At 62.2% G+C, this 13,325-nt stretch carries 8 protein-coding genes; 2 read left to right on the top strand and 6 right to left on the bottom strand.

Annotated elements, in window-relative coordinates; genetic code table 11:
• The first annotated feature begins 111 nt into the window (after positions 1 to 111).
• Positions 112 to 729 carry a ferric reductase-like transmembrane domain-containing protein gene (locus V7787_RS05175; protein ID WP_020192806.1) on the top strand — a complete coding sequence of 206 codons (618 nt, stop codon included), beginning with the start codon at positions 112 to 114 and terminating at the stop codon, positions 727 to 729.
• A gap of 14 nt (positions 730 to 743) precedes the next feature.
• Positions 744 to 1,232 carry an HvfX family Cu-binding RiPP maturation protein gene (locus V7787_RS05170; RefSeq protein ID WP_064492432.1) on the top strand — a complete coding sequence of 163 codons (489 nt, stop codon included), beginning with the start codon at positions 744 to 746 and terminating at the stop codon, positions 1,230 to 1,232.
• A 34-nt stretch (positions 1,233 to 1,266) separates the two neighbouring features.
• Here V7787_RS05170 and V7787_RS05165 read toward each other — a convergent pair whose 3' ends face one another.
• The 6 genes from V7787_RS05165 to V7787_RS05140 all read right to left on the bottom strand — a co-directional run bounded on the left by V7787_RS05165 (position 1,267) and on the right by V7787_RS05140 (position 13,324).
• A complete protein-coding gene (locus V7787_RS05165; RefSeq protein WP_064492431.1) occupies positions 1,267 to 1,962 on the bottom strand; it encodes an HvfC family RiPP maturation protein in 696 nt (231 codons plus the stop codon).
• Positions 1,955 to 2,788 carry an HvfB family MNIO-type RiPP peptide maturase gene (locus V7787_RS05160; protein WP_064492430.1) on the bottom strand — a complete coding sequence of 278 codons (834 nt, stop codon included), beginning with the start codon at positions 2,786 to 2,788 and terminating at the stop codon, positions 1,955 to 1,957. The genes V7787_RS05165 and V7787_RS05160 overlap by 8 nt, the downstream gene beginning before the upstream one ends.
• A 74-nt stretch (positions 2,789 to 2,862) precedes the next feature.
• Positions 2,863 to 3,354: an HvfA family oxazolone/thioamide-modified RiPP metallophore gene (locus tag V7787_RS05155; RefSeq protein ID WP_064492429.1), complete on the bottom strand. Its 492-nt coding sequence runs from the start codon at positions 3,352 to 3,354 to the stop codon at positions 2,863 to 2,865.
• Positions 3,355 to 3,528: 174 nt separating this feature from the next.
• Positions 3,529 to 4,080, bottom strand: coding sequence for a DUF4174 domain-containing protein (locus V7787_RS05150; protein ID WP_049587595.1), 552 nt, complete (start codon positions 4,078 to 4,080; stop codon positions 3,529 to 3,531).
• A gap of 228 nt (positions 4,081 to 4,308) precedes the next feature.
• A complete protein-coding gene (locus tag V7787_RS05145; RefSeq protein WP_198747141.1) occupies positions 4,309 to 8,802 on the bottom strand; it encodes an NEL-type E3 ubiquitin ligase domain-containing protein in 4,494 nt (1,497 codons plus the stop codon).
• Positions 8,803 to 8,899: 97 nt separating this feature from the next.
• Complete coding sequence (locus V7787_RS05140) at positions 8,900 to 13,324, bottom strand: NEL-type E3 ubiquitin ligase domain-containing protein (RefSeq protein WP_064492427.1); 4,425 nt, start codon at positions 13,322 to 13,324, stop codon at positions 8,900 to 8,902.
• Position 13,325: the final 1 nt, after the last annotated feature.

The raw sequence follows: 13,325 nt of genomic DNA, 5'->3' as shown, positions 1-13,325 counted from the left end.
AAAAGCGAGGTCGCCTCTACAAACAGATACACAACTGCATCCCCCTGACACACTGCAGATACCCCGCCTCGAGACACTCCCGGTCACACAACCACACCCCGGGAGTCCCTGATGAAAGCCTTCACCTTGCCCACCGGCTGGACGCTGTTCGCCGCCCTCGCCGGCCTGACCTTGGCGATGACCGCCGTAGTCCTGGCCAGCCAACCTGACCCGGACGGCTTGCGCAGTGCCATCCGTGCCACCGCACGCAGCTCGTTCGCACTGTTCCTGCTGGCGTTCCTGGCCTCGTCGCTGGTGACCTTGCTGCCTGGCACAGCAAGCCGCCGCATCCTCCAGGAGCGACGCTACCTGGGGTTGGCATTCGCGTTCTCCCACACCGTGCATGGCGTGCTGATCTATCGCTACGCCCAGCAATTCCCCGAGCTGTTCTGGGCCGGCCGCACGCTCACTTCCAGCCTGCCCGGCACGGTCGGCTACCTGTTCTTGCTGCTGCTCACCGCCACCTCGTTCAAGGCCCCCATGCGGCTATTGGGCGGCCGTGCCTGGCAAGCGCTGCACAGCAGCGGCATGTGGGTGCTGGCTGCCGTGTTCTGCCTGTCGTTCTACAAGCGCATTCCCATGGGGGGCTGGTACCCGCTGGCGTTCGCCCTGATGTTCAGCGCCATCGCCGTCAAGCTAACCGCCAAAGTGGCCCGTAAACAACGCCGCAGCACCCGCGCCCTTGCCTGAAGAGAGCACCGCAAATGACGACCTTGACCCGTACCCTGACCACCGTTGACCGCCTCGGCAGCTGGAGCGCCGACGTGCCATTACGGGTATTTCTGGCCTGGGAGTTTTACGAATCCGGCCTGGAGAAATTCAACGGCAGCAACTGGTTCGCCGACCTGCAGACCAGCTTCCCGTTCCCCTTCAACCTGCTGCCCGCGGAGCTGAACTGGCAGCTGTCGATGTGGGCCGAGTTGGTACTGCCGTTGCTGCTGTTGCTGGGCCTGGGTACCCGGCTGGCATCATTGGGTTTGATGGTGGTGACCGTTGTAGCGATAGCGGCAGTGCACTGGCCGGCGCACTGGTCGGGCCTGGCGGAGCTGGCCCAAGGCTATGCCATTACCGACCAGGGCTTCGGCAATTACAAGTTGCCGCTGATCTACCTGGTGGCGTTGCTGCCACTGCTGCTCAAGGGCGCCGGGCGCCTTAGCCTCGATCATTGGCTGGGCATGCGGTTCGGCAGATGAGGATCGGGGGCTGCTGCGCAGCCCCCCAATGCCTTCAAACTGTTCCGACAATGACACCCTGCTCGCGCAATGCTTCCAACAATGCCAACCCTTGCTGCATATCTCCGCCCAATGCCTGCAGCCGCTCTCTTCCAGTTCCTTGCTCCACCAGCAACCGATACGCCATAGGTGCCAACCGGGCAAAGCGCACCTGCAACCGGGCATCGCGATAAACCAGCAGCAAGCTCGGCGATGCTGGGGCAGCCGTTGGCTGGTAGTCCACGCCAATGCGTTCCACCGGCCAACGATAGGCCAGGACCCGCGCCACACAAGACAACAACGGCTCTCCAGCCAGCAGGTCACCACCCGGGTCATGCGCCGGGTCCTCGGCATCGCTCAGGTACAGTTGCGCCTCGACCCACTCATAGTGCGCCAGCTCCAGCTGCCAAGGGGTGTCCAGCGCCACATGTTGCAAGTAGTCGACGAACGTCTCGGCAATTTCGGTAAACAACGGCGTCTGGCAACGGTAACTGGCGTAGAAATCACGTACTCGGGCATGCCAGCGCTGCTCGCCCAACGCCTGGCGCATCACCGGGAAGCTGCCAGCCAGCAAGCCTTCGATGGCACCATAGAACAACTCACGGTAAACCTTCAGGCGCCGGGCCTCGACGCCGGGCGGCGGGGCATGGCGCTGTGGGTCGCGCAGGTGACGGGCCAAGGCATACTGCTGCGCACGCAGGGTCTCATTCATCTGCTTGCCCTCCGGCAGCGCATTGCACAGCACGCATACGCGCCGTCTCGGCCAACAGCTCGGCCAAGGGCGGGTAGTTGAAATCACGTTCAAGCACCGTCGGCTGTACGCCAAAGCGCGCACAAGCGCTGGCGTACAGCGCCCAGACATCCTCCTTCACGGCTGCCCCGTGGGTATCCACTTTGAGGTCCGGCGCTTCATCGTAATGCCCGGCAACGTGCATCCCGGTCACCCGCGCCTGGGGCAAGCCTGCAAGGAATTGCTGGGCGTCGTAGCCATGGTTGCAGGCGTTGACATAGACATTGTTGACGTCCAGCAGCAGGTCACAATCCGCTTCTTCGAGCACCGCCTGGATGAAGTCGAGCTCGCTCATCGCCTGATACGGCGCGGCATAGTAGCTGATGTTCTCCACGGCAATGCGCCGCTCCAGCTGCTCCTGAGCCTGGCGTATGCGCGCGGCCACATGGCGTACGGCTTCATCGGTGAACGGGATGGGCATCAGGTCGTACAGGTGCCCGTCATCACTGCAGTAGCTCAGGTGCTCGCTGTACAGTCGCACCTGGTATCGGTCGAGAAACTGCCGGGTCTGCTCGAGGAAATGGCGGTCCAGCGGCGCACTGCCACCCAGCGATAAAGACAACCCATGACAGGTGACAGCAAAGCGCTCCGCCAACTGGGCCAAGCCCTTGCCATAGGCGCCGCCCACGGCAATCCAGTTTTCCGGCGCACACTCCAGAAAGTCCACTGCACCCGCCTCCATGGCCAGCAGTTCCGGCAACAGGCCGCGACGCAAGCCTAGGCCGACGTTCAACATCGCAGGAAACATAAAAGTTCTCCAACAGGCACAACGCCCCACCTGGCCAGCAGGAGGAGCGTTGTGGCGTTTCATGGGGTAGAACGTCAGGGTTTGCCGGTCAGGTGGCTGAACAAGCCGTCCGGCATGGCTTTGCCATTGGCCTGGTAAATCGCCTTGAGGTGATCCGCCGCTTCCTGCTCGGAGATGAAACCGTCATGGTTGCGGTCGATCGTGTCGAAATCACCGGCACGGTCCTTGGCCACCGCCAGAAACTCATCGCGCGAGACCTTGCCATCGTGATTGCTGTCGGTTCTGGCGAACGAGGCGTCACCACACTTGCCTTCACCACACTTGCCCTCAGCCCCGGCCTTGGCGCCGGCGCCGCACTTGCCCTCACCGCACTTGCCTTCGCTTTGGGAAGCCTTGCCGCTCCCCCCGCACTTGCCCTCACCACACTTGCCCTCGCCGGCCACTTTGGCCGAGGCCAGTTGGTAACCTTGAGCCAGCGGCTCGACGGCGAACGCACTGTTGCTCAATGCCATGCTGCCGATCAGGGCGGCGCCGAGCAGGCCGAGGGTGTTTTTTGCTTGAGTCATGATGCAGCTCCACTGGGGTTGGAAAGTGGAGCCATTAGGCCGTTGCGGTTTGTCGGGGATGTATCGTGCCAGGCGCGCTTTTGTATGGCAGTAGGTCTGCAGCACAGGCAGATACAGTGCGATACACACCACCCGGCAACGGGCCCCAAGGTGCCTTGGGGCCATGAGGCGTGATCAGTCTTCCAGCGGTTTGGGCGGGGCCGCTGGTTTGGCGGGCTTGGCCGGCTTGCTGTCCTTTTCCTTGGCTTGCGGGGCCGCCGCTACGGGCTCGGGTGCCGCCACCGCCTTTTCGCTGGCAGGTAGATCATCGACCGCCTTGAGGATCACCTGCGGGTCGATGGCCTCGCCGGTGTCGTCGTCCTTGAGCATGTGCCGCTCACCGTCCTTGCCCACCAGAATCACCTTGGTACCCTTGCTCGCCCCCAGCTTCAGTTCCCGAATCAGGGCCATTGTGGTCTGCTGCTCCAGGTTCTTGTCTTCTCGCTTGCCCATCATGTTGGCGACGCTGTACAGGACAAGGTTGCGCTCCTTGAACGCGGCCTGGGTGGCCGGGTCCTCAAGCGCCTTGTTCAGCCCTCGCAACGTCGGGTCGGCACTGCTGGGAGCGATAACCACCAATGGTCTGGCCTTGCCCAGTTCCTTGGCTAGAGGCGCATCACTGTCTGCGGCAAACAGGGGGCCGGCAACAGCAAGCAAGGTTGCGAGGGTCAGTGACCGGACAAGCATGCGTATCTCCTTATTGTCTCGATAAACCAATGACTACAGATCATGGAGAAAAATCCGACAGGGAGCCTAAACCACTTCATTCCAGAACGGGGTGTGCAAAAGTAACTGTCGATTTCCGAGCCACCTGAAGCCAAGACTACGTCGCTGGTACAAACCACAGTCAGCTTGATTGAGCATAGCCCAAAGCCGCTTTGGCAGGGCCAGGCGAGCCCTTGCCCTGAGCGTATGTCAACGCACATCGATCGATGGCCCCTTGGGTCCCTCTTCCATCGCTTGAATCGTCATATCCAGCATCAGCCCTCTGCGTGCAGCGCGCTGAGCATCACGAATGGCATCCGCCTGGTCGATCATGGCCCCTTCGCTCAGCGCTTCGTCGTCAAGCACCCTTTCAAGCTGCCTTCTGAACGGCAGGTCGACCGCAGCGAATCGCTCAGGATGGGAACGCTCCAGGTGCGCCTGCCAAAATTCACGGTCAACCATGGAGCGGGCAACCTCTTCCGGGGTTTCTGCATCCCGCACCGCAGCCTCTGCTTGTGCAAGGTCCGCATCCAGGACGCCTGAGATCGCAAGAAAGCTCATTTCTCCCACCTGCAATGGCAGGTCGAGACGCTCCCTCAGCCCGATCCTGAAAGCCAACCCCACCTCGCTTCCTTCCTGCGTCCTGCCATGCTGTAGCGCCCATCGGGTAGCGAACAGGTCGACTGCATCCTGGCGCCATAAACGTCTGCCCAGGTCTAGCAAAGCGCGTTCGCTTCCTCCCTGAGCCGCGTGCTCAACCTGCCAAACCAACAAATTCAGTTCAAGGTTGCTCAAGCACCAGGTTGCACCGTCCTGGCACCCCCACTCATCATTGGCCACTGACAGCAAGTTTTGCCGCAGCTCTGGCGTAATGGCCATCGCTTGCAATACCGCCATTACCCGATTGCCCAGTGCACGCGCATTGACACGAAAGTCTTCGGACAGCAACAACTGGCGAAGCACCCGGAAAAAACGCTCGGCGTCCTGCCCTGAATCCAGCGAGTCCCAGGCAGCAAGCATCAAGCCGCGATGCTCCGGGGCCACGGCATCCCCCCATACTTCACGCGCGTGCTGCAGCCGCAGAAGCACTTGCTCCTCGTCGAGGGCAGGATCGTCGCTGCTCAACGAAGCCTGCAAGCGTGACGTCTGGGCCTCGCCCAAGGGGTTCGCATTCAAGCGGAACCGCCGCCGCTGCCACACGGGCAACTGATAGAAACCCTCTGGAATGTGCCTGATCCGGTTATCCCGCAAGTCAATGGATACCAACTGAGCGTTGTCGAACACGCCCAGTGGAAACTGCGAGATCTGTGTGTCGCGCAAGTTCAGCCAACGCAATTCAGCCAAACCCGCCAACGTGAACCTGCTCCCCAGGGGGTTGTGGGACAGGTCGAGAGACTGCAGGCTCGTGCAACTGGCCAGTGTGGCGGTTTGTGCAATGTTCAGGACGATCCGGTTGTTGGTCAGGCTCAGATGCCGCAACTGCGCTATCTGCAGCAACGGCTGCGGAAGGCGCGTCAGCAGGTTCCCACCCAGATCGAGGGTTTGCAGGTTAGGGAAAGCCAGCAATAGGCTGCTGGGCACCTCCAGAAGGTCAAGGTGCAGCAGCGACAGGCTGGTCACACCTCTGAAGCTGACCTGTGGGGGTATGTTGGGCAAGCCGCTCGATCTGAAATTGCAGAACATGACGTGGAGGTTTTCCTGTGCATTGATTTGCAGTTCCCCCACGCCCACCGACCGCCGCCAGCAATTGAACAACGTCTGGCGTAGAGCCTCTCGATCTTCCCTGACATCGCCCTGCCCTCGTGCCACCCAGGTATTCAGTGTCATGCGCAGGATGGCGAACTCATTGCGAAGGTCAGCCAGTACGTGTTCAATCTGATGCCCTGAACGCCTGGCGTCATCGGCGAAGGTCTCGACCTGCTCATCACTCAACCACGGAAAGAGATCGCGCAGCGTTGCCCTCAGGGCACTCCCCCTTGATGCGAAACCACCCACTCCGCCACCACCCAGCGGGTAGCCAATACGTCCATCGGCCAAGCGCACGGGCCCTCGGACAGCACCTGGGCGTACCGCGCCAAGCAAACGACTGATCTCATCACGATGGCGTGCCGCTTCGCGCGCCAGTATCACCCTGAGGTTGTGCTCGAAGGGATCGCCGATCCCCATCGCCTGCCGTTGCGCTTCGGTATAGGCTGGCGCCATGACGTCGAACAACTCACCTGCCTCACCCAGCCCCGTGCCCTGGCTGCCATGCAGTTGAAACCTACCGTTAACGTGCACCAGATCGAACGCCCGCTGCCCTTGCTCGGTCTTCGCCAGTATCGGCCCGCCCAGGGAGCCTTCGTAAAGGCGCCAGCACACACCTTGTTCGCTTCCGGGTAGATACCGCAACAAGCCCAAGGCCACCCGTGCCAGGTCTGCATGCTGCGGCGTATCAAGGTACAACGCTTCAAATACCCGAGCCTGGCGGGTAGCCAGCACGCTGCCCCTTGCCGCCTCGGCCAGCCCCAGTGCAACCCTTCCGCTGGACAGCAGCCGCATGCGATCAACGCTGCTGGCGGCCTGTACCAGTGCTTGCGCAGTGCGCGCGCTCAGCCCCGGGAACACCCGGCGCAGCGCCGCGCTGCCAGGGGTATCGCTGGGCTGCAAGGCTTCGAAAAGGTGCTGCAGCAGTGTTCGCCGCTGCGTCCAGGCCAACGCGGCCAGTGCCTGATCTGCCAGGCCACTCGCGCCTGGCAAGCGCCGAGCGTGATCGAGCACTGTTGTATCGTCTACCGGCTCGCCGCTGCGCAAACGGCCAATCATGCTGCGGATGCGTTGATCAAGCCTGACCCGCGCCACGCTGTCGATCATCCCGGGGCTCGGTGCCTGGGCGTGTACATGCAGGCCACGCAGGTCGTCGCCATCAAGGCCGTGGAACAGCAGAACCTGATCGATCTGTTCGTCATTCAGCCCACTGAAGGGTTCGCCCAGACGCCGGAACATGCGGTATTTGTCGGTCCACCGAGCCGGTTGCTCGCACCACAACCGCCAGGCACCTGAGCCGTTGGGACGCAGCAACGGCCCGTGGCCGTCGACCGGATACAACTGCCATTGATCATCACCCGCCTCTGTCACGCGATAGTGATGCCCGTCCATTTCGATCCAGGCCCGCCCGTCCTGACGCCGAATACCCAAGGCGTCCGGGCTTGAGGCTGCAACGGGTGCCTGGCTTTGAAACGGGGTCAAATCTTGTTGCCAGAGTTTCTCTGTGCCGTCCTCCAGCCGAGCCGGCACCAGGGCATCGACCTTCGCAGAGCGTGCCCAAACCCGTCGAGCCACACCCACCCCGGCTACCGTGGTCGCCAGCACGGCAAGGTCTGTCGCCACATGGATCAAATGGTCGAGCGCCTCCTGGCGATCGCCTTCCTGCCAGGCCTCGACGCCATGGTAGACCTCACCCAGCAGTTCGCAGGCCGTCACGGCCAGCAGCGCCAGGCCAAGCCCTGGCAGAAAGAAACTGGCCAGGTTGAGCAGCGCCCATCCTTCGGCTTCAAGGCGCAGGTCATGCTGGCGCTGAACCTCACGATCCAGCCTGGCCACAGGGACCGCGATCATCGCCGCATCGTCCTTGATCTGGTGGATACGTGCCTGTGCCAGGCTGATGAACAACGGCTGCGGGTAAGCCTGCAAGCGCGGTTCGAGATCGCGAAAAGCCCAGCTCGGCAGGTCATCGAAGCGCTCCGCGACCTGGGCGAAAAAAGCCTGGCTGTCTCGCCGCAGCACGAAGCGGCTGAAAAAACGCTGGTAGGCCTTGTCTCGCAAGCAACGGCCCAGTTCGCGGTTCAGTTTGTCGATGCTCTCGAACGCGCGCCAAGGCGAAAAAGGGTCCCCAGGCACGTAAAGCAAAACCCGCCGCGTCGTGTTGAACAGGACGCCCTGCTCAATGACAACGAACACGGTGACCTGCTCGATCGGGCAACCCAGCAATTTCAGTTGCCTGGCCAGCACAAGGTCGCCCGCCAGGCGCGGCAGTTCCCCCTTCTCGCACACAGCCACCATCACATTGAGTTCGCTGGCATCCAGCGTTCCCTCCTGCCTGGCTTTGTAGGCGTCCACAAGCATGGTGTAGCGCCTGGCATCTACAAACTGAGACACCAGGCGCTCGGCACTGCCAGCGGGCGTGAGGATGGCATCCAGATGACGTTGATAGCGCTCACCCAGGTCCAGCTCACGACACAGTCCGGCAAACTCGATGCTTGTAGGGGGTTTGACCGTGCCGTGGCGTGGAAGCAGCAGGCGGTTACCGCGCGGCTGGCCACCTTCCTGCGCCTGGGCGGCCGTGAAGTTGCGCAATGCCACTTCGAGCAGCGGCTTTTCTTCATAGACCACGGCCGTCAGGTGCGCGCCCACCGGCTGACTGTTGATCACAGCTTCCCGGCGGCCCTCCAGAAACCTGAGCGAGTAAGGGTTACGGCCAAGCCCATAACGCTCGTCGAGGGCCTTCCCCAGGGCTGATGCGACGAAACTGTCGATGCCCTCGATACCTCGCAGCACCGTGTTCACTTGCTCACAGCAGCGAAGGCTGTTTGACAATGCCCTGCCGATCTCAGGCAGTTGCTCAGCAGGTGCATGACGCAACCAAGGTGGCAGGCGCCTGCCGATGATGCCGTCCTGGAAAGCATCGATGGCGGCCTGCGCATCTGACGGCAAAGTGGTGTCCATAGCGGGGGCCTCTTCATGAAAAGAGGCCAGACTAAGTTGCCTGCTCCCCGCCAGGCGCTATATAGCTAATGCCTGCGCTCAGACAACCGCCAACCCGCTAGCTGAGCGGACGCTGCACCGTGTTCCGGTCCAGCGCCTCCAGCGTCAACTGCAGCAACACCGCATGCTCGCGTTGCTGGTTGCTGGTCTGCAGCCGTGCGATATCCTCTTCCCGATTTCCCAACGCCATCAGCCGTTCCAGTTCAGCGTGCATGGAGGGTGGCACTTGCAAGCGAACCGGGAAAGTCTTGTGCAGGTAATCCTGCCAGAACCACTGCCGTGACAGATAATGAGCGATATCTTCCCGGGTTTGTTTCATCAGGACCCTTTCACGGACCAGGAGAAGGTCCTGATGGCTCAGCGCCGGGATGCCTGCATAGAGCATTTCACCGGGTTGGGCAGGCAAGTCCAGGACATTGCGCAAGGCGATTCGATAGGCCAAGGCAAATTCGATCGACTCAGCGCCCGCCCCCACCCGATAGGCATGTTCAGCGGCAAGCTGATCGAGCAACGCCAAGCGCCACATCCCGGCACCGAGCCTTAGCAAGGCCAGCTCAGGCCGCCGGGCAGATTCACCGTGCCGCGTGCGCCATATCATCAGTCGCAGTTCCAGGTCAGCGAAACGAGCGGTGGCATTATCCTGGCAACCGGTCGCCGCTGCGTGCTCGAACAGCTCATGCCTGAGGGCATCATGCTCAGACATCGCCTGGAGCATGTCGAACACACGGGCCGCGAGCGCGGACGCGGTCGATGAGCGATTGAAGGCACCCGACTCTGTCAGCATCGACAGGGTATTGAAGAATTCCTCCGACTGCTCCTCGGACTCCACATGGGCCCACAGTGCGGCCATTTCATCTCGACGTTCGCCAGGTAACGCATCCAGAAAGCGCAACCGGTAAGGCACGCGACTGGCCTCAAGCAAATGCCAGGTTGAAACCCCGTCATATGCTGCCTCCAGCGGATTGCCGGAAAGCTCGACCCTGCCCGAACGCCACAACTGCGACTGATGAAAACCCTCGGGCAGTTCAGAAATACGGTTGTCGCTGAGGTTCAGGGTGTGCAGTTCTGGCGCGTCCATCAGCCCGTAGGGAAACCCGGGCATCTGGGTGTTTGACAGGTAGAGGGCATTCAGCTCGGTCATTGCCTGGACGGAAAATGCCCTGCGCAACGGGTTGTCCGAAAGGTTCAGGTACACCAGGGACCGGCAATCTGCCAGGACCAACGCCTGGCCTTGGTCGAGCGTGATCTGGTTACCAGACAAGTCGAGTACCTCCAGCTTCTGGACAAGCATCAGAGGCAATGGCAAGCGCGTGAGTCGGCAATGGGTGATTTCCAGGTTGCGCAAGTTGGGAAACGCCCGCAGAAACTCGTCCGGAACGTGCTCCACGCGCATGGCGCGCAAGGCCAGGATCGAGACGTGAGGAAAGCCCACTTGCGCGGGCAGGGCCGGCAGATGGCGCAAACGGCTGATGGTCTGGGTCAGCATGAAACGCCCGTCGTCCAGTGCCGCTTGCCCTTGCAGTTCCGGCACAAGACAGCGCCAGCAGTTGATCAGCCCCTTTCTGAACTCACGCCGGGCGGCCAGTTCTGGTGACAGCAAGGCACTGCGTGCCCACTGGGTCAAGTGCCTTTTGAGCACCCCATATTGCTGTTCCAGCACAGATAACCGGGCCTGCGCGTCACTTGAGGCCAACCAGCGCCCGATCTGTTCGTCGGTAAAGGCCGGGTACAGGTCTCGCAACCGGGCCTGAAGCGCCCTTGGCCGGTTTCGCCCTAACGCCCCCCAGAGCCTGCCGCCCGCCATGGGGTAACCAATCCGGCCATCAGCAAGACGTTGCGGCGCGAGAAACGAGCCGCTCGGCTGTTCCAGCCTGAGCAGGTTCACCACGGTCTGGCGCTGGTCGAAAGCAACGTTGGTCAGCGCCTGGCGCAACGCAGGCACGAAGGGCTGGCCTTGGCCGATGGCCGCTTGCGATGCGTCGTCATAGGCTGCGGCCAAGGTCTCGAACAACTCGCCCCTCTCACCGGCAACCGTGTGCGTTGGGGCACGCAGGCGGAACAGCCCATGACGATGAAGCAGGTCAAACGTCTGCGCCGATCCCTCGACCGTCAGTAACGGCTCGCTGGCATCACCGTCGTACAATCGCCACCCCGGCCCGCCAGCCCCCGGCACATGCACCAGCAGGTTCAGGACCACACGCGCCAGGTCGAGGTTTTGCGGCGTATCGATGCACAGCGCCTCGTACACCCGCGCCATTCGAATCCGCGCAACCTGCAACCTTGCTGCCTCGGCCATCAGCAACGGCACACGCCCCGTCTCACGCAAAAGCTGCAGGTCATCCTCGCTGGCATCGCGCAGCACCTCATCCGCGGCCAAGCGGTGCAGGCTGGCAAAGTTCTGTCGTAAGAGGCGGCCAGTTTCAGTGTCGGGATTCTGCTCTTCGTACAACGCCTGAAGCAGTTCTCGTCGCCCGGCCCAAGCCACATCGGCCAACGCTGCTCCTTCCTTGCCGGCGGCTTGTGGAAGGCGCATGACCCGCTCCAGCAGTTGCGGGTCTGCGGTTACACCGCCCTCGCGCAACTGGTTGACCAACGTACCAATCCTGCCAGCGAGCCGCACGCGTGTGACGGTGTCGAGCAGCGCGGCCTCCGGCGGTCGGCCATACACATGCCATGCCCGCAGATGCTGATCATCCAGGCCATGAATTGCCAGCGACCGGTCGATCTGCGCGTCGTCGAGGTCGCTGAATGGCCCGCCCAGGCGGCGGAACAACTGGCGTGTGTCGCCCCACCCGGCGGGCTGTTCGCACCACAGCCGCCACGCACCGGCCCCATTGTGACGGAGCGGCGGCGCATAGCCCTGATAAGGGAGCAATTGCCACTGTTCATCGTCGTTGTGCCAGGTCATCTCATACCAGTGCCCGTCCATGCTGATCCAGCGGCGCTCGCCAACACGGTGCACACCCTCCATGTCCGGCACCGCCGTGTCTGGCGGGCTTTCGCAGCGATAGGGGCCGAGGTCTGCGTTCCACAGTTTTTCCTCACCGTTTTCCAGCTGCGCCGGTACCAGGTTGTCCACCAGACTCCAGGCGCGTCGGGCCGTGGCGACTACCGCAACGGTTGCCCCGACAGCCAGCAGCCCTTTGCCTACATTCAGCAGGTGCGCCAGCGCTGCATTGCGTTCGTTTTCCTGCCAGTCCCCTACAGCCTGGAACGTCTGCTCAAGCAGTTCCCAGGCCATCACCCCCAACAACACCGCGCCGATGCCCGGAACGAAGAACCCTGCGACACCCAACAGGGTCCAGCCTTCAGCACGCAAACGGCGGGCGTGTTCGGCCTGGACCTCGCGATCAAGCAAGGCCACGGGCGGGGCGATGATCGCAGCATCGTCCTTGATCCGCGCGACCCAGTCGTCAGCAAGGTGCTCGAACAATGGCAGGCGATAGGCAAAGGTCTGCTCATCGAGGTCCCGGGTTGCCCAGCCGGGCACGTCATCGAGCCGCTCACTGACGGCCGAGAAGAATCGCTGGCTATCGCGTCGGCGCACGAAGCGGTTGAAGAAACGCCGGTAGTCATCTTTGCGCAGGCGTTTGCCAAGCACCCGGCGGGCATAATCTTCCAGGTCGCTGCGCACGCTCCAGGGGCCGTGCGGGTCACCCGGTACATAGACCAGCACGCGCTTGCTGGTGTTGAACAGCAAGCCCGCGTCGATCACGTCCAGCACGACGATTTGCTGCAAGCGGCAACCGAACACCGCCAACTGGCGCACGCGAACCGATGCGCCTTCGAGCTTGTCGAGCGTGTCCTTGGTGCAGAGCGCCACCACCCACTGCAGTTCGTCTGCGCTCAATATGCCCTGCGCCCTGGCCTGCAGGGCATCCACCAGCATGCTGTAGCGTTGCCGTCGCGTCAGCAATCCCCTGACTTCGGGCTGAAGTACCGAATCCAGATGCGCCTGGTATTTCTGCCCAAGATCCAGCGCTCGACACAGCCTGGCGAAGCCCGGTGCAGACAGCTCACTGCGCCTTGCGCCGCGCACATCGACCAGGCAATTGCCCTGTGCCTGGTCGCGCTGCTGGTCTGCAGTGAAATTGCACAAAGCGGCCTCGAGCAGAGGAATGTCGTAGTAGTCGCTGCCGACAACCGGAAACCTACTGGTTACATAATGGATCGTGTGTGAGGGAAAGGTGTACCACTGGCGAAAGTACAGGCGATCGACATCAAGGTCGCCGTGGGCACCGAGCGCTTGCTGCAGCAAGGGCCGGGCAAATGCATTCAGGTTGCCTAGCCGCGCCAGCACTGACGACAAGCCTGCACGGCAGGCCAGCAGTTCAGGCAGCGCCTCGCTCAGCAGGGTGAATTCGGCCATGCTCAGCCGCTTCATCCAGGCCGGCAACCGCTGTGCGATGTAGTGGTCCTGGCATGCTTGTGCCATGGCAAGGGTATCGACCGCAGCCGATGGTTGACTGCTATTGTTCTGCATC

It is taken from the genome of Pseudomonas sp. CGJS7, assembly GCF_036961695.1.
Note: the sequence above shows the minus strand (reverse complement) of the source record. Positions and strands in the feature narration are given on the sequence as shown.